Origin of the sequence: Paracidovorax konjaci, from assembly GCF_900112675.1 — a bacterium.
GTDB lineage: Bacteria > Pseudomonadota > Gammaproteobacteria > Burkholderiales > Burkholderiaceae_C > Paracidovorax > Paracidovorax konjaci.
Window position 1 is genome coordinate 1 of record NZ_FOMQ01000018.1, and the last position, 19,222, is coordinate 19,222.

Below are 19,222 nucleotides of genomic sequence, written 5' to 3' on the forward strand. Positions count from 1 at the left end.
CCTCGGCCGCCGGGCCGAGACCCGGCCCCGGGAAACAAACCCAAAACAAAACTCCGCCATAGCGCAGAGCCAAAGAGCCCAACGTAACCAACAATCAACTACAAAAACAATAGCAAACTATCCAATGAATCCGGCGGCATGAGGCCAAAAACTCCATAACCCCTCACCCCACCTTCACCCCCCACTCCCCCACCACCCCCTCGATCACCCCCACCTGCCGGCACACCAACGCCACCTGCATCTGCAGCGTCCTCAACGTCTGCGCCGCCGCAGACTCCCCCTCCCCCACTGCATCCGCCGCCCGCTCCAGGGCCTGCGCCATGCCCTCGCCCCGCCCGGCCTCCGCAGCGATACCTTCTTCCACACCCGCCTCCCCCCGCAGCCCCGCGGCCAGGGCATCCAGCCGCCCGGCCGCGTGCGCCCCCGCCGTGTGCGCCAGGTCGGCCTCGGGCCCCGCCGGCCCGGCACGGTGCGCGCCCAATGCCGAGAGATAGTTCAGCAGCGTGTGCGATGCCACCAGCATGCGCATGCCGGCCAGCGAGTGCGAGCGCACGTGGCGCGGCTCCTGCAGCAGGTGCGATAGCGTGGTGGAGAGCGCCGCGTCGGCGTTGTGCGCGTTGCGCCGCGCGAGGCGGTAGTCCAGGTCGTCGGCCTTGCCGGTGGCGTACTGCGAGAGGATCTCGCGCAGGTAGTGGGCGTGCGCCGCGAGCGCCTGGGCCGCCACCGACGCGAGCCGGCGGCCCTGCCAGTCGGGCAGCACCCAGAGCATCGCCACGGCCGCGATGGCGCTGCCGATCAGGGTGTCGAGCAGGCGCGGCAGGATCAGCGCGTGCGCCTCGCCGGTGGCCTGGTTGAAGCACATGAGCACCAGCAGCGTGATGGCGGCCGTGGCCGTGAGGTAGCGCGTGGTGCGGGTCACGAAGAACAGCACGCCGGCCGCCACGGCGAAGAGCGCCTGCAGCGGCAGGCTCGGGAACAGCCGCAGCAGCGCCCAGCCCACCACCAGCCCCACGGCCGTGCCCGCGATGCGCTGCGCCACGCGGGCCAGCGTGGCGCCGTAGGTGGGCTGGCACACGAACAGCGTGGCGAGCGGGATCCAGTAGCCGTGCACCGGGTCGATGAGCTGCATCGCGCCATGGCCGGCCGCGAGCGCCAGCGACAGCCGCGCGGCGTGCCGGAAGAGCGGCGCGCCGGGCCGCAGTTGCGCACGCACACGCTCCCAGGCGTCGGCCAGCGAGCGCGGCGAGCGGTCCAGCAGGCTGCTGTCGCCGGCGCGCTCGCCGCCGCCCTCGGGGTGCGCGGCCGCGTCGAGCTGGGCATCGAGCGTGGCGAGGTTGCGCGCCAGCGCGCGCAGGCTGCGCAGCGGGCGCTGCCATTCGGCGCGGCCCTGGGCCTCCAGGTAGGCGATGGCGCCGCGCAGGTCGTCCATGGCGCGCGCCACGGAACCATCGCGCACGAACGGCTGGTGCCTCTGCAGCGCCTGCGCGATGCGCGCGCATTCGACGCCCTGCAACTGCAGCACGCGCTGGCAGCGGTAGAGCACGTCGCTGTGGAAGAGCACGTCGGCCCACTCGCTGTAGTGGTGGTGCGAGGAACTCGCGCGCTCGTGGATGTCCTGCGCGATGAAATACAGGTTCAGGTGCCGCAGCATGCGGCCCGCGGGCAGGGCCCGTGCCCTGCCGCCCGGGCCCGTGCCCCAGCGGCTGAAGATGCTTTCCTTGGTGGCGTTGAGGGCCGCCACCACGCGGCCGTTGGTCTGCGCGAGCGCGAGGCGGCGGCGCTCCACGTCCACGCCGCGCACGGGCTCGAACAGCCGGGCCTTCAGGCGCAGGTAGGTGCCGAGCTGGTCGTAGAGCTGCGCGAGGTTCTGGCGCACCGGCTGGTGCGGGAACAGCGCGCACCAGAGCAGCGAGAGCAGCGCATACCACGCCGCCCCCGCGAGCAGCAGCAGCGGCACCTGCCACGCGCCGCCGGGCGCCTCCTGCGCGGGCGTACCCGACGAAGCGCTGATCGCGGCATAGAGCGCCAGGATCACCGTGGCCGAGGCGATGGCGCGGTAGCGCTCGCCGAGGGCGCCCAGCATCGTGAAGCCGAAGGTGGAGAGCGCCAGGCCCGCCACGAACCACGCCGGGTGCGGCAGCAGCACCTGCACGGAGAACGCCGCCAGCGCGAAGCACGCGAGCATCACCAGCACCGCGCGCAGCCGGCCACGCCAGCTGTCGTCGGTCTCGGCCAGCGCGCTCGCGATGATGCCCAGGAAGAGCGGCGTCACGAGCGCCACCTGGTCGCGCCACCAGCACAGCGCCATGGCGCCGCTGAGCGCGATGAACACGCGCAGGCTGTAGACGAAGGCGTCCTGCGCCCAGAGCCGGCGCAGCCAGCCGGCGCCCTCCGGGCCCGGCAGCGCGGGGTCGGCCGCTGCCACCGCCGTCGTTGTCGTCTTCTTCGCCGTTTCCGTTGCCGTTGCCGTTTCCATCACCACGCTTTCAGGGCCGTTCGCTCCGCAGGCGGCGCACAGCGGCCGCCCGGCGTGGCCTGCAAGAAGCGGACCCGCCGGGCGTCCGGCCCGCTCCGGGCGCCGTTCATCCCGTGTTGCGCAGGCCCGCCGCGATGCCGTTGATGCAGATGTGGATACCGGTCTGCACGCGCTCGCTGCCCTCGCCCGCGCGCCAGCGGCGCACCAGCTCCACCTGCAGGTGGTGCAGCGGATCGATGTAGGGGAAGCGGTGGCGGATGGAGCGCGCCAGCGCCGTGTTGTGCGCCAGGCGCTGCCGGTCGCCGGTGATGCGCGCGAGCGCGTCCACCGTGCGCTGCCATTCGGCCTCGATCGCGCCGAACACCTTGCGGCGCAGGCGCGCGTCGGCCACGAGTTCGCTGTAGCGCGAGGCGAGCGCCAGGTCGCTCTTGGCCAGCACCATGTCCATGTTGGAGAGCAGCGTGCGGAAGAACGGCCACTGGCGGTACATCTTCTGCAAGAGCGCCATGCGCGCCTTGGCGTTCTCGCCGGGCGCCTTCACGAAGGCCTCCACGGCCGACCCGAAGCCGTACCAGCCCGGCAGCGTGAGCCGGCACTGGCCCCAACTGAAGCCCCAGGGGATGGCACGCAGGTCCTCGATCTTCTGGCTGGGCTTGCGCGACGCGGGGCGCGAGCCGATGTTCAGCTCGGCGATCTCGCGGATCGGCGTGGCGTTGAAGAAATAGTCGGCGAAGCCCGGTGTCTCGTACACCAGCGCACGGTACGCCGCCATGCTCGCCTCCGAGAGTTCGGCCGCGGCATCGTGGAAGGCGGGGGTGGCCGACTTGGTGGGCTGGAGCAGCGTGGCCTCCAGCGTGGCGGCCACCAGCGTCTCCAGGTTGCGCCGCCCGATCTCGGGGTTGGCGTACTTGGAGGCGATCACCTCCCCCTGCTCGGTGAGGCGGATCTGCCCGCGCACGGTGCCCGGGGGCTGCGCCAGGATGGCCTGGTAGCTCGGGCCGCCGCCACGCCCCACCGTGCCGCCGCGGCCGTGGAAGAGGCGCAGGCGGATGCGATGGCGCGACTCCAGCGTGTCGAACAGCTCCACCAGCGCGATCTCGGCGCGGTACAGCTCCCAGTTGCTCGTGAAGATGCCGCCGTCCTTGTTGCTGTCGGAGTAGCCGAGCATGATGTCCTGCTCGGCGCCGCTGCGCTGCACCAGGGCCGCGAAGCCCGGCACCTCGTAGAGCGCACGCATGATCGGCTGGGCGTTGCGCAGGTCGCCGATGGTCTCGAAGAGCGGCACCACGATCAGGTCGGCGCGCGCGTCGGGCGCATCGAGCGTGCCGTGCATCAGGCCCACTTCCTTTTGCAGCAGCAGCACCTCCAGCAGGTCGCTCACCGTCTCGGTGTGGCTGATGATGTAGTGGCGGATGGCCTGCGTGCCGTAGCGCTCGCGCATGCGGCGCGCGGTCTCGAAGATCGCGATCTCGCCGCGCGCGTGCTCGGAGTATTCGGCGCCCACCACGCGCAGCGGCCGCGCATCGCACAGCAGGCGCACCAGCAGAGCCTCGCGCTCGGGCTCGGGCAGAGCCGCGTAATCCTCTTCGAGCCGCGCCGTGGCCAGCAGCTCGGCCACCACGCGCTCGTGCTGGTCGGAGCTTTGCCGCAGGTCCACCGTGGCGAGGTGGAAGCCGAACACCTCCACCGCGCGCACCAGCGGGTGCAGCCGCTGCAGCGACAGCGCCGTGCCGCCGTGCGAGCGCAGCGATGCCTCGATCACGCGCAGATCGGCCAGGAACTCCTCGGACACCGCATAGGGGTTCTGCGGCGCCACCGCGTGGCGCGCGGCCTCGCCGCCGGTCAGCTCGCGCAGCGTGGCCGCCAGGCGCGCATAGATGCCCGTGAGCGCCCGCCGGTAGGGCTCGTCCTGGCGGTGCTCGCTGGTGTCGGGCGAGCGCTCGGCCAGCTGCTGCATCTCGGGCGAAACCTGCACGAGCCGCGCCGACAGCGACAGCTCGCCGCCCAGGTAGTGCACCTCGGTCAGGTAGTGGCGCAGCGCCACCTCGGCCTGCCGCCGGAGCGCGAGCGACAGCGTCTGCGCGCTCACGTTGGGGTTGCCGTCGCGGTCGCCGCCGATCCACTGGCCCATGCGCAGGAAGCTCGCCACGGGCTGGCTGCCCAGCGCACGCTCCAGGTCTTCGTACAGCCTGGGGATCTCGCGCAGGAAGGTCGATTCGTAATAGGAGAGCGCGTTCTCGATCTCGTCGGCCACGGTGAGCTTGGAATAGCGCAGCAGCCGCGTCTGCCAGAGCTGCGCCACGCGGGCGCGCAGGCGGGCCTCGTTGGCGGCCAGCTCGCGCGGCGAGAGCGCGTCGCGCGCGGCCTTGTAGAGCTGGGCGCGGGCCTGGATCTCGTCGCGCTCGGCCAGCAGCTCGGCGATGTCGCGCTCGGCGTCCAGGATGCTCTTGCGCTGCACCTCGGTGGGGTGGGCGGTGAGCACCGGCGCCACGTAGCTGCGCGCCAGCGTCTGCGCCACCGCGCGCGGCGCGATGCCGGCCCAGCGCAGGCGCGCCAGGGCCACCTCGATGCTGCCCTCCTGGGCGCTGCCGGCGCGCTCGTGCACGGTGCGGCGGCGGATGTGGTGCCGGTCCTCGGCCAGGTTGGCCAAGTGGCTGAAATACGTGAAGGCGCGGATCACGCTCACCGTCTGGTCGCCCGAGAGGCCCTTGAGCCGCTTCTTGAGCGCCTTGTCGGCCTCCTGGTCGGCATCGCGGCGGAAGGCCACCGAGAGCTTGCGCACCTGCTCGACGAGGTCGTAGGCCGCCACGCCCTCCTGCTCGCGGATCACGTCGCCCAGGATGCGCCCGAGCAGGCGGATGTCCTGGATCAGCGGCTGGTCCTTGTCGGTGCGGCGCCCGGCGGGCTGCGCGGGCGCGGCTTCGGGCGCGGGATCGGTCGTCTTGCGGGATGGCGTCGCATTCATGCGGAAGGGTCTCCTGGAGCGCTCGCGGACGAGGCGTGGGTGCTGCGGCGCAGCATGCTAGCATCCCCGCCAGGGCCGCAGAGCCTCTGCCCGGCCGGCCGCCAACACCGCGATGCAACCACCCGTCTCCCCCTCCCTCCCCCCCGCTTCTCCCGCCCTTCCCCCCATCGTCATCGCCACGCGCGAGAGCCGCCTGGCGCTCTGGCAGGCCGAGCACGTGCAGGCCCTGCTGCGCGCACGCGGCCACGACGTCGCCCTGCTGGGCATGACCACGCGCGGCGACCAGATCCTCGACCGCACGCTCTCCAAGGTGGGCGGCAAGGGCCTCTTCGTGAAGGAACTGGAAGTCGCCCTGCAGGAAGGCCGTGCGCACATCGCCGTCCACTCGCTCAAGGACGTGCCGATGGAGCTGCCCGAAGGCTTCGCGCTGGCCTGCGTGATGGAGCGCGAAGACCCGCGCGACGCCTTCGTCTCGTCCCGCTACGCGCGCCTGGCCGACCTGCCGCACGGCGCGGTGGTGGGCACCTCCAGCCTGCGCCGACAGGTGCTGCTGCAGGCCGAGCGCCCCGACCTCTCCATCCAGCCGCTGCGCGGCAACCTCGACACCCGGCTGCGCAAGCTGGACGAGGGCCAGTACGACGCCATCGTGCTCGCGGCCGCGGGCCTGAAGCGCCTGGGGATGGAGGACCGCATCCGCGCGCTGTTCGAGCCGGACGACATGCTGCCCGCCGCCGGCCAGGGCGCGCTGGGCCTGGAAGTGCGCACCGACCGGCACGACCTGATCGAGGCGCTCGCGCCCCTGGCCCACCTGCCCACCTGGCTCACCGTGGCCGCCGAACGCGCCGTGAGCCGCGCCTTGGGCGGCAGCTGCTCGGTGCCGCTGGCCGCCCACGGCCGCTGGACCGATGCCGCCACGCTCGCCCTCGACGGCGCCTGGGGCGATCCGCAAGGCCGCCTGCCGCTGGTGCGCGTGCGCGTCGCGGCCCCTGTCTCCACCCTGGCCGAGGCCGAGGCCCTGGGCACCGCCGTGGCCGCGCAGTTGCGCGCCGCCGGTGCGCAGGTGCCGGCCTGAAGCCCTGCGCCCTCCGCCGTGCTCCACATCGATCCGGACCCCGCCACGCCGCGCCGCGCCATCGTCACCCGGCCCGAGCGCGACGCCATGCAGTGGGTGGTCCACCTGCATGCGCGCGGCATAGACGCCCAGGCCCTGCCGCTCATCGCGATCCGCGCCTGCGCCCACCCCGAGGCCCGCGCCGCCCTGCAGGCCGCGCGCGACGGCTGGCGCCAATGGCGCGCGGTGATGTTCGTCAGCAGCAATGCCGTGCACCACTTCTTCGAGCCCCAGGGGCCCGATGCCGCCGTATTCATTGAAGAGTCTGCTATCAAAACGAGAGTATGGGCACCCGGCCCCGGCACGGCCCAGGCGCTGCGGCAGGCCGGCGTGCCGGCCGCATCGATCGACCGCCCGGCCGCCGACGCCACCCAGTTCGACTCCGAATCGCTCTGGGCACAGGTGGCGCCGCAGGTGCGCCCGGGCGACCGCATCCTGATCGTGCGCGGCGCCCAGGCCGAGAGCGGCGGCGCGGACGGCACGGCGGGCTCGGGCCGCGAATGGCTCGCGCAGCAGATCGCCGCCGCCGGCGGGCACACCGACTTCGTCGCCGCCTACGAGCGCGGCGCGCCGCAGCTCACCCCCGCGCAGGAGGCCCTGGCGCGCACCGCCGCCGCCGACGGCTCGCTCTGGCTGTTCAGCAGCTCCGAAGCCGTGGCCCACCTGCAGCAGGCGCTGCCGGACCAGGACTGGGCACAAGCGCGGGCGCTCGCCACCCACCCCCGCATCGCGCAGGCCGCGCAGGACGCGGGTTTCGGGGCCGTGCGGCAGTGCCGGCCCGCCCTGAGCGACGTGGTCGCATCGATAGAATCCCACCCATGAGTTCCGAGCCTTCCCTCGCACCCTCCGCGCCGCCCGCCGCCACCCCTTCCGGGGCCCCCGGCGTGCAGCGCGCCGTGATGCTCCTGCTGGGCGTGGTCGCCGTGGCGGGCCTCGCCACCAGCATCCTGCTGTGGCAGCGCCTGGGCAGCATCCAGGAGCAACTGGCGCGCCAGTCGGCCGATGCCGGCGCGCAGTCCATCGAGGCGCGCACGCTCGCCAACCAGGCCCTCGACATGTCGCGCGACGTGTCCGCCCGCATCGCCGTGAACGAGACCCGCGTGAGCGAAGTCGCGCTGCAGCGCAGCCAGCTCGAAGAACTCATGCAGAGCCTCTCGCGCTCCCGCGACGAGAACCTCGTGGTCGACATCGAATCCGCCCTGCGCCTCGCGCAGCAGCAGGCCCAGCTCACGGGCAGCCTGGAGCCCGTGGTGGCCGCACTCAAGAGCGCCAACCAGCGCATCGAGCGCGCCGCCCAGCCCCGGCTCGCTCCCGTGGCGCGTGCCATCGGCCGCGACATCGACCGCGTGGGCGCGGCACAGGTCACCGACACCGCCGGCCTGCTGGCCCGCCTGGACGACCTCATGCGCCAGGTGGACGAGCTGCCGCTGCAGAACGCCGTGGCGCAGGCCGCCGCCACGCGCCGCATGAACGCCGCCGGCAGCCGCGCGCCCGACGGCGGCGCTGCCGACACCGCGCCGATGCCCTGGTGGCAGGCGACGCTGCAGCGCGGCTGGGAAGTCGTGCGCGACGAGGCGCGGCAGCTGCTGCGCGTGACCCGCATCGACCGGCCCGAGGCCATCCTCATCGCGCCCGACCAGGCCTTCTTCCTGCGCGAGAACCTCAAGCTCCAGCTCATGAACGCGCGGCTGGCCATCCTGGCGCGCCAATACGAATCGGCGCGCGCCGACCTGGCCTCCGCGAGCAATGCGCTGGGCCGGTATTTCGACCCCGCCGCGCGCCGCACCCAGTCGGCCGCCACCGTGCTGCAGCAGGCGCAGATGCACCTGAAGGGCGCCGCGCTGCCGACGCTGGACGAGACCTTCGCCGCGCTGGCCACCGCCGCGGCGGGCCGCTGAGACCGCGCAGGAGGCACCCCGACCCATGCGCGCAGCACTCTGGTTCCTGGCACTTTTCGGCGTCGCCGTCGCGGCGGCGCTTTTCGCGGGCAACAACCAGGGCACCGTGACCCTGTTCTGGCCGCCCTACCGCGTCGATCTGTCGCTCAACTTCGTGCTGCTGCTGCTCATCGGCGGCTTCGCCACGGTCTATGCCGCACTGCGTGCGCTCTCGGCCCTGCTCGAACTGCCGGGGCAGGCGCGCCGCTGGCGCGTGCAGCAGAAGGAACGCGCCATGCACGCCGCGCTGCTCGACGCGCTCTCGCAGCTGCTGGCCGGGCGCTTCCTGCGCTCGCGCAAGGCCGCCATGGCCGCGCTCGCGCAGGAAACCGCGCTCGAGGCGGCCGGTGAAGCCGTGCCGCACGGCCGCCAGCTGCGCACGCTCTCGCACCTCGTGGCGGCCGAAAGCTCGCACGCGCTGCAGGACCGCGCCACGCGCGAGGCCCACCTGCGCAACGCGCTGGACAACATCCCCGCCCGCGCCCCCGTGAGCGAGCTGGAACTGCGCGAAGGCGCCCAGCTGCGCGCCGCGCGCTGGTCGCTCGACGAACGCGACGCCGCCACCGCGCTGGAACACCTCGCCGCGCTGCCGCAGGGCGCCGCCCGCCGCACCCTGGCGCTGCGCGCGCGGCTCAAGGCCACGCGCCTGTCGCACCAGACACAGGAGGCGCTGGAGACCGCGCGCCTGCTCGGCAAGCACCGCGCGTTCTCGCCCGCCGCGGCGCAGAGCATCGTGCGGGGCCTGGCCATCGAACTGCTGAACGGTGCGCACGACCCGGTGCAACTGCAGCAGGCGTGGATGTCGCTCGAGCCGGCCGAGCGGGCCATGCCCGAGCTGGCCATCCACGCGGCCCAGCGCCTCACGGCCCTGGGTGGCGACCACGGCCAGGTGCGCACCTGGCTGCTGCCGGCCTGGGAACGCATGGTGGGCGGCACCGATCCGCTCTCGGACGCCCAGGCGCTCAAGCTGGTGCGGGCGCTGGAGAGCAACCTCGACGCGCTCGACCCCGCGTGGCTGGCCCGCATCGAGGCCGCCCAGCAGGCCAACCCGCGCGATGCGCGGCTGCAGTACCTCTCGGGCATGGCCTGCCTGCGCCGCCAGCTCTGGGGCAAGGCCCAGCAACTCTTCACCCAGTCCACCCTGCAGCTGGACGACGGCACGCTGCGCTGCCGCGCCTGGCGCCACCTCGCCGAGCTGGCCGAGCAGCGCGGTGACGCCGAGGCCGCCGCGGCCGCCTGGAAGCACGCCGCGCTGGCCTCCTGAGGCCTGCGGCCCCTCCAGCGCCCCTCCCGCGCCGCGCCGCGCCGCGCCCGTCACGGCGGCAGCGCGGCCGCGAGATCCCATCGCTCCCCATCGCTGGTCCAGGCCACCTGCGGCGCCAGCGCCCGCAGGAAGGCCGGATCGTGCGACACCACGGCCAGCGCGCCCGTGAACGACGACAGCGCCTCCTGCAGCGCCAGCACGGCCGCCATGTCGAGATGGTTGGTCGGCTCGTCCAGCAACAGCATCTGCGCGGGCGCCCCGCCCCAGAGCGCGCAGGCCAGCGCGGCCTTGATGCGCTCGCCGCCGCTCAGGCCGCCGGACGGACGGTGCACGCACGCCGCGTCCAGGCCGAGCTGGGCCAGGCGTGTGCGCAGGGCCGCCGGGGCCAGCGGCGAGCCGGTCTGCGCCAGCCGCTCCAGCACGCTCAGCGCAGGCGGCAGCAGTTCCAGGCTGTCCTGGTCGAGCCATGCCGTGCGCACCGCGCATCGCACCCGCCCTGCCGACGGCGCCAGTTGCCCGGCCAGCAGGCGCAGCAGCGTGCTCTTGCCGCTGCCGTTCGGGCCGCTGACGGCGATGCGCACCGGGCCGCTCCACACCCCGTCCAGCGCCTGCCGCGGGCCCCACGGCGGCACCATGCCTTCCAGGCGCAGCACCGGCTTGCCGGCCGGGATGGCGCTCGCAGGCAGCGGCAGCGCGATGGTCCGCGGCGGCGGCGCCCGCTCGAACGCCTCGCGCACCGTGGCGTCCAGCCGCTCCCGCACCAGCCCGCGGCGCACGCTTTCGCGGCCGGCATGGGCCTCGGCCTGCTCCTTCTTGCGGTCCAGCAACAGCGGGGACTGGTTGGCACCCTCGCGGGCCGCGGTGCCACAGGCGGTCCGCCGGCCCTGCGCGTCCTGCTGCTGCCGCAGCGCGCGCAGCGTGCCGGAGCGCTCGGCGCGCGCGTGGCGCAGGGCCTCCCGGGCCGCGCCGGCCTCGGCGTCCCGCTGCGCCGCGAACGCGGTCCAGTGGCCGCCATGGAGGCGCAGGCCGCGCGGCGAGAGCTCGGCGATCCGGTCCGCCGCATCCAGCAGCGCCCGGTCGTGGCTGGCCACCAGCACCGCGCCCGGCCAGACCGAGAGCGCCTGCACGAGCCATTCCCGCGCGGGTGCATCGAGGTGGTTGGTGGGCTCGTCCAGCAGCAGCACCTCGGCCCCCGACAGGAAGGCACCGGCCAACGCGACGCGCGCCCGCTCGCCGCCGCTCAGGCATGCGGCATCGCGGCGCGCGGACAGATGGCCCAGCCCGATGCCCTGGAGGATGCGCTGCCACCGGGCCGGCCAATCCCAGCGCCCCTCGGCGCGCAGCAGATCGGCGGCATCGCCCTGGCCCGCCTCCAGGCGCCGCAGCGCCTCCAGCACATCGCCGATGCCCGCGACGTCCGCCACCGTGGCGCCGGGGCGGTGCTGGCCGACGAAGTGCAGGCGGCCGGCGCGCTCCACCACCCCGCAGGCGGGTATCGCTGCACCCGCGGCCAGGGAGAGCAGCATGCTCTTGCCGCTGCCGTTGTCCCCCACCAGGCCGGTGATGCCGGGCGCCAGGGTGAAATCCAGCGGCTCGGCCCAGAGGGGCTCGCCGCCGGGCCGCAACCATTGCAGTTGCCGCAGGCGCAGCGCGAAAGCCCCGGTGTCCGGGGGCGGAAAAGCGGAAAGAGAGGGAAAAGCGGCAGCGGCGGATGCGCTGCGGGGCGGACGGCGGTCCGCATTGAATGTCGCCATGGTCGAGCCGGCTCCTTGCCATCGTGATCGGCCGCACTGCCCCGGGGCTTGTCTCGGGCAAGGGTGCGGAACGGACGGGAGGGGGGCTCAGTGGCGCAAGGGTGAAGACTCTCCGAAGGGGATGGCAACGGGGCCGGGGCTGGCACGCCGTGGCGGCCAAGACTATAGACGCCGGGACTGGCCTGCGCAAATCTCCCTAAAAGAAATCGATTACGGATAGTACAATTTTCAGAACCATCCGAAGGAGACTCTCATGCCTGTCCTTTCCGCGCCGGAACACGCCGCCCTGCCCCAGCCCGCCGCCGTGCAGCAACTGCACCACTACGCCTACCGCGCGCGAGACGCCGAGGAAACCCGCCACTTCTACGAAGACATCCTGGGCCTGCCGCTCTACCACATCATCCAGAGCGACTACGTGCCCAGCACGGGCGAGTACTGCCCCTACACGCACTTCTTCTTCCGGCTGCAGGACGGCTCCTTCATCGCCTTCTTCGACCTGGGCGACGACGTGAAGGCCGAGCCCTCGCCCAACACGCCGGCCTGGGTGAACCACATCGCCTTCCGCGTGAACACGGTGGAGGAGCTTGCCAACACCAAGGCCCGCCTGGAAGCGCACGGCATCGAGGTGCTCGGGGTCACCGACCACCACATCTTCAAGAGCATCTATTTCTTCGACCCCAACGGCATCCGCCTCGAACTCGCCGCGCAGCTGGCCGACGAAGAGCACATGGCCCGCGACAGCCAGGTGGCCCACGAGCGCCTCGCGCAATGGACGGCGCGCAAGGAGCAGTGGCGCCGCGAGCGCGCCGAGGGCAAGGGCGCCGCGCCGCTCAAGCCCCAGGCCAACGACCGGCCGGAGTACGTGCCCGGTACGCGCGGCTGAGCCCGCGCCCACGGCCGGGCACTGCCTGCGGGGCGCGGGCAACGCCTGCGCGGGGCGGGTGCGCATGGCCCCGTAGAATCGGGCCATCCCCCTTCACTGCGACAGCGCCCCTGCAGGGCGCGGCACCTTCCTTTGTCCACGCCCATGAGCTCGCCCCTGTCCCAGCCCGGCCTTGAAAGCCTGTCCAAGTCCTTCGAACCCTCCGCCCTGGAAGCCCACTGGGGCCCCGAGTGGGAACGCCGGGGCTATGGTGTGGCGGGCTTCCGCGGCACCTCGGCCCCCGATGCCGCCGCCGCCGCCCGGCAAGAGAACTTCTCGATCCAGTTGCCGCCGCCCAACGTGACGGGCACGCTGCACATGGGCCATGCGTTCAACCAGACGATCATGGACAGCCTCACGCGTTACCACCGCATGCGGGGCTACAACACGGCCTGGATTCCGGGCACCGACCACGCCGGCATCGCCACGCAGATCGTGGTGGAGCGCCAACTGCAGGACCAGGGCGTGAGCCGCCACGACCTGGGCCGCGAGAACTTCGTGAAGAAGGTCTGGGAGTGGAAGGAAAAGAGCGGTAGCACCATCACCACGCAGATGCGCCGCCTGGGCGACAGCGTGGACTGGTCGCGCGAATACTTCACCATGGACGACAAGCTCTCGAAGGTGGTCACCGACACCTTCGTGCGCCTCTTCGAGCAGGGCCTGATCTACCGCGGCAAGCGCCTGGTCAACTGGGACCCGGTGCTGCAGTCCGCCGTGTCCGACCTGGAGGTCGAGAACGAAGAGAAGGACGGCTCGCTCTGGCACATCGCCTACCCGCTGACCGACGGCAGCGGCAGCCTCACGGTGGCCACCACGCGCCCGGAAACCATGCTGGGCGACGTGGCCGTGATGGTGCACCCCGAGGACGAGCGCTACACCCACCTGATCGGCAAGACGGTGACGCTGCCCCTGGTGGGCCGCGAGATCCCCATCATCGCCGACGACTACGTGGACAAGGAATTCGGCACCGGCGTGGTCAAGGTCACGCCCGCGCACGACCCCAACGACTACCAGGTGGGCCAGCGCCATGGCCTGCCGATGATCGTGGTGCTGACCCTGGCGGCCACCATCAACGACAACGCGCCGGAGAAGTACCGGGGCCTGGACCGCTTCGTGGCCCGCAAGGCCGTCGTGGCCGACCTGGAGGCTGTCGGCGCCCTGGTCGAGACCAAGAAGCACAAGCTCATGGTCCCCATCTGCACGCGCACGGGCCAGGTGGTCGAGCCCATGCTCACCGACCAGTGGTTCGTAGCGATGACGAAGGTGAGCGAGCAGGACCCCACGGGCAAGAGCATCGCGCAGAAGGCCATCGACGCCGTGGCCTCGAGCCAGGTGGAGTTCGTGCCCGAGAACTGGGTCAACACCTACAACCAGTGGATGAACAACATCCAGGACTGGTGCATCAGCCGCCAGCTCTGGTGGGGCCACCAGATCCCTGCGTGGTACGACGAGGCCGGCAACGTGTACGTGGCCCGCGACGAGGCCGAGGCCCGGGCGAAGGCCGGCGCGGGCGCGAAGCTCACGCGCGATGCGGACGTGCTGGACACCTGGTATTCCGCCGCGCTGGTGCCGTTCTCGTCGCTCGGCTGGCCCCAGGCGCTGGATGACGGCTCCGCCACCAAGGACTACGACCTCTACCTGCCTTCCTCGGTGCTGGTGACGGGCTACGACATCATCTTCTTCTGGGTCGCCCGGATGATCATGATGGGCACGCACTTCACGGGCCGCGTGCCGTTCAGGCACGTGTACATCCACGGCCTGGTGCGCGACGCGCAGGGCAAGAAGATGAGCAAGTCCGAGGGCAACGTGCTCGACCCGGTCGACCTCATCGACGGCATCGCCCTCGAACCCCTGCTGGAAAAGCGCGCCACGGGCCTGCGCCGCCCCGAGACCGCGCCGCAGGTGCGCAAGAACACGCAGAAGGAATTCCCCGAGGGCATTCCCGCCTATGGCGCCGATGCGCTGCGCTTCACCTTCGCGGCGCTCGCGAGCCTGGGCCGCAGCATCAATTTCGACTCCAAGCGCTGCGAGGGCTACCGCAACTTCTGCAACAAGCTCTGGAACGCCAGCCGCTTCGTGCTGATGAACTGCGAGGGGCACGACTGCGGCCTCTCCGACCACACGCAGGCCGACTGCGACGGCGGATACCTCGACTTCAGCCAGCCCGACCGCTGGATCGTCTCCGCCCTGCAGAAGGTCGAGGCCGAAGTCGCCAAGGGCTTCGAGGAGTTCCGCCTCGACCACGTGGCGCAGGCGATCTACGAATTCGTCTGGAACGAGTTCTGCGACTGGTACCTGGAGATCGCCAAGGTGCAGATCCAGACGGGCACCGAGGCGCAGCAGCGCGCCACGCGCCGCACGCTGATCCGCACGCTCGAGACCATCCTGCGCCTGGCCCATCCGCTGATCCCCTTCATCACCGAAGCGCTGTGGCAGAAGGTGGCGCCCGTGGCCGGCCGCGGGGGTGCTTCGGTCAGCATCGCCGCCTACCCGCAGGCCCAGCCCGAGCGCATCGACGAGGCCGCGGTGGCCCATGTCGGCCGCCTGAAGGCCGTGGTCGATGCCTGCCGCACGCTGCGCGGCGAGATGAACGTCTCGCCCGCCACGCGCCTGCCGCTCTATGCCGTGGGCGATGCCGATTTCCTGCGCACCGCCGCTCCGGCGCTGCAGGCCCTGGCCAAGCTCAGCGAGGTCAGGGTGTTCGACGACGAGGCCGCCTGGGCCGCTGCCGCGCAGGCCGCGCCCGTGGCCGTGGTGGGCGACGCCCGCCTGTGCCTGCACATGGAGATCGACGTGGCGGCCGAGAAAGCCCGCCTGTCCAAGGAGATCGCCCGCATCGAGGGCGAGATCGCGAAGGCGCGCGGCAAGCTGGGCAACGAGGCCTTCGTCGCCAAGGCTCCCGCGGCCGTCATCGAGCAGGAGCAGAAGCGCGTGGCGGATTTCGGCAGCACGATCGAGCGCCTGCGCGACCAGCTGGCCCGGCTCGGCTGAGGCCGTAGGACGGTGGCGCGCCCGTGTGTAAGCAGGTGCACTTTCGGTTGAATGCCCGCGTCCGCGCCCCCACCATGCTCCGATAACGATCAACTCCTCCGAGGAACTTCATGAGCGATAACTCCGCGATCCGCAAAGCCGTCTTCCCCGTGGCCGGTCTGGGAACCCGATTCCTGCCCGCCACGAAAGCATCCCCCAAGGAGATGCTGCCGGTCGTGGACAAGCCGCTGATCCAGTACGCCGTCGAGGAGGCCTATTCGGCCGGCATCCGGCACATGATCTTCGTCACGGGCCGCAGCAAGCGCGCCATCGAAGACCACTTCGACACCGCCTACGAACTCGAGAACGAGCTGGAAGCGGCAGGCAAACAGGAATTGCTGCAACTGGTGCGCTCGGTCGCCCCGAACGACATGGACTGCGCCTTCGTGCGCCAGCCGCGCTCGCTGGGCCTGGGCCATGCCGTGCTGTGCGCCGAGCCGCTCGTGGGGCGCGAGCCCTTCGCCGTGCTGCTGGCCGACGACCTCATGGTCGGCGCGCCCGGCGGCCAGCCCGTCATGGCGCAGATGGCGGCCGCCTTTCGCAAGCAGGGGCGTTCGCTGCTGGCCGTGCAGGAAGTCCCGCAGGACCAGGTGCGCCGCTACGGCATCGTGGCGGGCGAGCCCGCCGGCGGCCCGCTGATCCGCATCGACCGCATCGTGGAGAAGCCCGCGCCGGAAGACGCGCCCTCGCGCATGGGCGTGGCCGGCCGCTACATCCTCACGCCGGGCGTGTTCGACGAGATCCGCAACCAGCCCCAGGGCGTGGGCGGCGAGATCCAGCTCACCGACGCGATCGCCCGGCTCATGGGCCGCGAGGCGGTCTACGCCTTCCGCTACGAAGGCAAGCGCTACGACTGCGGCAGCAAGGAAGGCTTCCTGGAAGCCACGGTGGAACTCGCGCTGCAGCATCCCCAAGTGGGTACCGCATTCCGCGAGTACCTCAAGACCGTCGAGATCTGAGCCCGGCTCCAACCCTCCGTGCCCACTGGGGCCGGCCGCTCCTGAACGACAAAGGCGCCCCGATGGGGCGCCTTTTTCATGGGGGGCTCCGTGCGCTGGCGCTACGGTTGCCGCCGCCGCTGGCCAGCGACGAGCGCAGGGCGATCCGGGTGGTGTTGCCTGCCGGGCGTGGCGCCGGGCAGCCGGCTTGGTGTCAGCGGCGCCGCAGCACGTGGATGAATTCCTCGCCTTCGGTCGCCTGCTCCAGCAGTTCGTTGCCGGTCTGCTTGGCGAACGCCTGGAAGTCGCGCAGCGAGCCGTTGTCGGTGGACACCACCTTCAGCACCTCTCCGCTGGCCATCGCAGACAGCGCCTTCTTGGCTTTGAGGATGGGCAGCGGGCAGTTCAGACCGCGGGTGTCGATTTCCTGGTGGATGTGCATCGTCGTCGGCTTCTGGAGCGAAGAGGAGGATTCTACGCAGCGGGCGACGCGCTGCGCCCCGGCCATTCCGCGAACGTGGGCTCGATGCCGCGCCCACGCAGCCAGTCGGCCAGCGCCTGGCCCGTGCCCGACGGCCAGCACCGCACCGCCTCCGGCGCGATGAGCCGGTAGTCCACCAGCTCGGGCGAGAGCTTCACCTCGCCATGGGCCACCGCGTGGTACGCCACGATGACCTGGTTCATGCGCTGGAAGTCATACACGCCGATCAGCGAGAGCGCGCTCACCGCCAGGTTCGTCTCTTCCCGGATCTCGCGCACGATGCCGTCCTGCGGCGTCTCGCCGGCCTCCATGAAACCCGTGATGAGCGCGAACGCCTTGTGCTCCCACGCGGCGTTGCGCGCCAGGAGCACCCGGCCGTCCAGCTCCACCACCGCGGCGAGGACGGGCGTGGGATTGTTCCAGTGCGTCCAGCCGCAGGCAGGGCAGCGCAGCCGCTGGCGTTCCCCGCCATCTTCCAGCGCGGTGACCCACGCCAGCGCGGTGGCGCACTGCGGGCAGAAGCGGGGTTCAGGCGTCATGCAATCGTTTCGCTATTTTTTTAATAGCAGAAAATCCAATGGATACGGCGGCATGGAGCACATTCGGCATCCAATCCGGTGGTGCATGCCGTCAGGCCGGAAACACGCCGGTGGACAGGTAGCGGTCACCCCGGTCGCAGACGACGAAGACGATGGTCGCATCGCGCTCGCGGCGTGCGATCTCCTGGGCGGCCCAGCAGGCCCCCGCCGCGGAGATGCCCGCGAAGATCCCCTCCTCGCGCGCCAGGCGGCGGCACATGTCCTCGGCGTCGTCCTGGCCCACGTTGACCGTCTCGTCCACGGCGCGCGGATCGTAGATCTTGGGCAGGTATTCCTGTGGCCACTTGCGGATGCCCGGAATGCGCGAGCCGTCCTTGGGCTGCGCACCCACGATCTGGATCGCTGGGTTCTTCTCCTTGAGGAAGCGCGACACACCGGTGATCGTGCCCGTGGTGCCCATGGCGCTCACGAAGTGCGTGATGCGACCGCCCGTCTGCTCCCACAGTTCGGGGCCCGTGGTTTCGTAGTGGATGCGGGGGTTGTCGGGGTTGGCGAACTGGTCGAGCACCACGCCCTTGCCCTGCTTGACCATGTTGTCGGCCAGATCGCGGGCATATTCCATGCCGCCGCTCTTCGGAGTGAGGATCAGCTCGGCCCCGAAGGCCTTCATGGTCTGGGCGCGCTCCACGGACAGGTCCTCGGGCATCACCAGCACCATGCGGTAGCCCTTGATCGCCGCGGCCATCGCGAGGGCGATGCCGGTGTTGCCGGAGGTGGCTTCGATGAGCGTATCGCCCGGGCGGATCTCGCCGCGCTCCTCGGCACGCCGGATCATCGACAGCGCAGGCCGGTCCTTCACGGAGCCGGCGGGGTTGTTGCCCTCCAGCTTGCCCAGCACGACATTGCCGTTGGCAGTGTTTTCCTGGGCGCCGATGCGCTGCAAGGCGACCAGGGGCGTGCGGCCGATGGCGTCTTCGATGGTGGGGTAGGTCGTCGTAGGCATAGCGCGCTACTGTGCCATAATCCGCGACTTCCTTCTTTGCGTCGCCCGGGTGGTGAAATTGGTAGACGCAGGGGACTCAAAATCCCCCGCCGCAAGGCGTGCCGGTTCGATTCCGGCCCCGGGCACCATGGCTGCAGCGCTATGGTTTCAATAGCTTGTTCCGCGCTCGGTTCCGCGCATGTTCCGCAACACAGGGTTTCCGGAAGCAGGTGATGCAGATCAACGGCCGGGAAACTGCTTCCTGCGTCTACCTGGATCGATCCCTAAGTTCTCTGACACTTTTTGCCGGGACTCTTCACTGTCCCGGGTTACACGCGCCAGGAAGCTCACTGTCTCGTCGACTGTCGCCAGTTCCAACAAGCCACGGAACGGAAACGAATCTGGCGGGCTGCCCTCTGCAGATTCGAGCCAAGCCCCATCAATTCTTAATGTGCCAGTCGTGCGCTCAGTCACCTCGATCTGCAGCGCCGACTTTCGGACCCATTGACGAGATGATTCACTGACGGCCGTCACAGCGTCAGTCTGCTGCACCCCATTTCCAACACTCTTAGTCCTGCCCTCAAGACGCCACTTCCCATCCGCGCCCCAAGTTGTAACCGCCCAGACATATGCGCCGGACTCATCCTCAAGGCAGTGGATATGTATGCTCTCTTCCGGCTCGGCGGGATACCGGGCGATGCCAGAGAAAAGCACTCGCTTGGCTGCTCTTTCTTCCATGGAAACTTCCTCAAATTCGCATCACGGTTCACAACTGCTCTGGTGATCACGCACTGGACAGGAAATTTCTTCACCTTCCATCGAC

At 71.1% G+C, this 19,222-nt stretch carries 14 protein-coding genes and 1 tRNA gene; 8 read left to right on the plus strand and 7 right to left on the minus strand.

Annotated features, from left to right (window positions below; genetic code table 11):
* Positions 1–163: 163 nt before the first annotated feature.
* Both yccS and ppc read right to left on the minus strand, forming a co-directional pair.
* Positions 164–2,476, minus strand: a complete 2,313-nt coding sequence (gene yccS / locus BM144_RS19935) for a YccS family putative transporter (RefSeq protein WP_092956590.1) — start codon at positions 2,474–2,476, stop codon at positions 164–166.
* Between the two features lie 106 nt (positions 2,477–2,582).
* Positions 2,583–5,441, minus strand: coding sequence for a phosphoenolpyruvate carboxylase (gene ppc / locus BM144_RS19940; protein WP_092956593.1), 2,859 nt, complete (start codon positions 5,439–5,441; stop codon positions 2,583–2,585).
* A gap of 112 nt (positions 5,442–5,553) precedes the next feature.
* On the opposite strand from ppc, the gene hemC reads away from it, so the two are divergent.
* The 4 genes from hemC to BM144_RS19960 all read left to right on the plus strand — a co-directional run bounded on the left by hemC (position 5,554) and on the right by BM144_RS19960 (position 9,753).
* The gene (gene hemC / locus BM144_RS19945) at positions 5,554–6,513 is read left to right on the plus strand and encodes a hydroxymethylbilane synthase (protein ID WP_092956596.1); all 960 of its coding nucleotides are present in this window, start codon (positions 5,554–5,556) and stop codon (positions 6,511–6,513) included.
* A gap of 87 nt (positions 6,514–6,600) precedes the next feature.
* Positions 6,601–7,374: a uroporphyrinogen-III synthase gene (locus BM144_RS19950; protein WP_092956778.1), complete on the plus strand. Its 774-nt coding sequence runs from the start codon at positions 6,601–6,603 to the stop codon at positions 7,372–7,374.
* The gene (locus BM144_RS19955) at positions 7,371–8,450 is read left to right on the plus strand and encodes a uroporphyrinogen-III C-methyltransferase (protein WP_092956599.1); all 1,080 of its coding nucleotides are present in this window, start codon (positions 7,371–7,373) and stop codon (positions 8,448–8,450) included. Before BM144_RS19950 ends, BM144_RS19955 begins: the two co-directional genes overlap by 4 nt.
* A 25-nt stretch (positions 8,451–8,475) precedes the next feature.
* Positions 8,476–9,753 (plus strand): heme biosynthesis HemY N-terminal domain-containing protein, encoded by a 1,278-nt coding sequence (locus tag BM144_RS19960; RefSeq protein WP_092956602.1) that lies wholly within the window; start codon positions 8,476–8,478, stop codon positions 9,751–9,753.
* A gap of 50 nt (positions 9,754–9,803) precedes the next feature.
* Here the strand turns inward: BM144_RS19960 and BM144_RS19965 are convergent, their stop codons facing one another.
* Positions 9,804–11,507, minus strand: coding sequence for an ABC-F family ATP-binding cassette domain-containing protein (locus BM144_RS19965; RefSeq protein ID WP_092956605.1), 1,704 nt, complete (start codon positions 11,505–11,507; stop codon positions 9,804–9,806).
* 253 nt (positions 11,508–11,760) lie between these two features.
* Here BM144_RS19965 and BM144_RS19970 point away from each other — a divergent pair, with 253 nt between their 5' ends.
* The 3 genes from BM144_RS19970 to galU all read left to right on the plus strand — a co-directional run bounded on the left by BM144_RS19970 (position 11,761) and on the right by galU (position 16,418).
* The gene (locus tag BM144_RS19970; RefSeq protein WP_092956608.1) at positions 11,761–12,390 is read left to right on the plus strand and encodes a VOC family protein; all 630 of its coding nucleotides are present in this window, start codon (positions 11,761–11,763) and stop codon (positions 12,388–12,390) included.
* 144 nt (positions 12,391–12,534) lie between these two features.
* Positions 12,535–15,420: a valine--tRNA ligase gene (locus BM144_RS19975; RefSeq protein WP_092956611.1), complete on the plus strand. Its 2,886-nt coding sequence runs from the start codon at positions 12,535–12,537 to the stop codon at positions 15,418–15,420.
* Positions 15,421–15,530: 110 nt separating this feature from the next.
* Positions 15,531–16,418: a UTP--glucose-1-phosphate uridylyltransferase GalU gene (gene galU, locus BM144_RS19980; RefSeq protein WP_092956615.1), complete on the plus strand. Its 888-nt coding sequence runs from the start codon at positions 15,531–15,533 to the stop codon at positions 16,416–16,418.
* Between the two features lie 193 nt (positions 16,419–16,611).
* Here galU and BM144_RS19985 read toward each other — a convergent pair whose 3' ends face one another.
* From BM144_RS19985 to cysM, 3 genes are all read right to left on the minus strand, one after another.
* A complete protein-coding gene (locus tag BM144_RS19985) occupies positions 16,612–16,839 on the minus strand; it encodes a sulfurtransferase TusA family protein (protein ID WP_092956781.1) in 228 nt (75 codons plus the stop codon).
* A gap of 32 nt (positions 16,840–16,871) precedes the next feature.
* Entirely contained in the window at positions 16,872–17,417 is a 546-nt protein-coding gene (locus BM144_RS19990) for an NUDIX hydrolase (protein ID WP_092956618.1), read from the minus strand.
* A 91-nt stretch (positions 17,418–17,508) separates the two neighbouring features.
* Positions 17,509–18,420, minus strand: a complete 912-nt coding sequence (cysM, locus tag BM144_RS19995; protein WP_092956621.1) for a cysteine synthase CysM — start codon at positions 18,418–18,420, stop codon at positions 17,509–17,511.
* Between the two features lie 43 nt (positions 18,421–18,463).
* Here cysM and BM144_RS20000 point away from each other — a divergent pair.
* Positions 18,464–18,548: transfer RNA gene (locus BM144_RS20000), tRNA-Leu, on the plus strand.
* A 91-nt stretch (positions 18,549–18,639) separates the two neighbouring features.
* On the opposite strand, the gene BM144_RS22955 is transcribed toward BM144_RS20000, so the two are convergent.
* On the minus strand, positions 18,640–19,137 hold the full coding sequence (locus BM144_RS22955; RefSeq protein ID WP_139225784.1) for a hypothetical protein: 498 nt from the start codon (positions 19,135–19,137) through the stop codon (positions 18,640–18,642).
* Between the last annotated feature and the right edge of the window lie 85 nt (positions 19,138–19,222).